This is a genomic window from Synechococcus sp. OH2, assembly GCF_047462155.1.
In the GTDB taxonomy this organism is placed as follows: Bacteria; Cyanobacteriota; Cyanobacteriia; order Thermostichales; family Thermostichaceae; genus Thermostichus.
Window position 1 is genome coordinate 1 of the sequence record NZ_JANSIR010000102.1, and the last position, 1,343, is coordinate 1,343.

The following is a 1,343-nucleotide window of genomic DNA, read 5'->3' on the forward strand; positions in this document are numbered from 1 at the left end:
CGGGGTCGGCGTTGGCGTCGGTGTCTCCGTCGGGGTCGGCGTCGGCGTTGGGGTTGATGCTGGAGTAACTGTGACGGTAATGGTGGCTTCGTTGGAAATCAGACCTTGCGCATCCTTTACTGTGTATTGAATTGGAGTTGCAGCACCCGTGAAAGAGGGATCCGGAGTAAAAGTGACTTCCCCAGTAGTTAGGTTGACAGTGTATGTGCCTTCTCCAGGGACCGTCAGAGTAGTTTGCTGTCCAGGAGAGCTTGGATCTAGGTCAATGGTACTGGGATCCAAATTAAAGACATACCCTACATCATTAGACAGAATCGTGATGGTGACTGGTGTATTTTGGGGAGTGGTTGCAGTGTCGTCATTAGCAAGAGGGTTATAGGCTACAATTCCCCCCCCTGCCGTCATATCCCAGCCGCCCTTGATTTGATTCGTGTTTTTTGAGAACGTGTTGAAGTTTTTAACTGAGCCGGTTACATCATTGCCAACTACTGAGTATCCAAAGAATGTTTGACTAGGTGATATGCCTAGATCTTGGAAGCTTACGAAAACTCCCGATAGCGGTTGGTTTAGTCCAAAAGAAGTAATAGTCGTGTCTAGAGGTTGAGTTCCACACTTATCGCTATGCACGTTTGTATTAATAAATGTGCCTTTCGACCAAGTACCGGATCCAACTGCAACAACCGATCCGTAAATGTAATTTACGGGGTTGGGATCAAGCTTGGTGATAGCAGCCATCCTAAAAGAGTCATTGCCGCCTCTATCCAGAAGGAGAAACCCGATTTTATCTAGATTGGCACTAGGCGCAGTTATGCCACCTGGCGTGATAAAGTCAACTCTTTCTATGTTATTGAGGTTGACAGTGCCAGTATCTTTGTTTGTAAAAATATTATCTGTCCCTGCCTTAATAACCGGATTTATAGGATTGATTAAGAGAGCCTGCTCCATAGCTGTAATTCCAAGGCTGCCAGGAGTGTCTGGAGGAACGACCCAGACAATGTTACAAATCCCTGCTACTTGGTCATTATCAACTCTTCTTAAAATAACTTCTTCAGTTGCGTCGATGAGAGAAACGTTGTTAGAGCCTACTTGGATGTTTTCTAAAAGAAAGTTGCTGGTATTCAGAGTGGGCGTGGCACCAACCTGTAAGGTATGGTGGTAACGATGCTCCACTGAGCCTTCCACAAAAATTGTGGGGGTAGCAATGGAGCTGGTCGCAGCCTCTAGAACCCAATCCGCATCGTATCCAGCATATCCTGTAAGGTTGGTAGAAGCGGCAATATCAGCTCCTGTTAGATGAGCTACAGCCTGTTAAGGAATCAAGGGGTACAGTAGCAACACTTAGC

General features: G+C 46.5%; 1 protein-coding gene and 1 pseudogene. Both read right to left on the reverse strand.

The annotated features are described in order from the left end of the window. Positions 1–945 (reverse strand): Ig-like domain-containing protein (locus NW835_RS10130; protein ID WP_414415217.1); only part of this gene is annotated, 945 nt, incomplete at its 3' end. 210 nt (positions 946–1,155) lie between these two features. Continuing rightward, positions 1,156–1,293, reverse strand: a pseudogene (locus tag NW835_RS10135) (DUF4347 domain-containing protein); the annotation flags it as partial. Positions 1,294–1,343 lie beyond the last annotated feature (50 nt).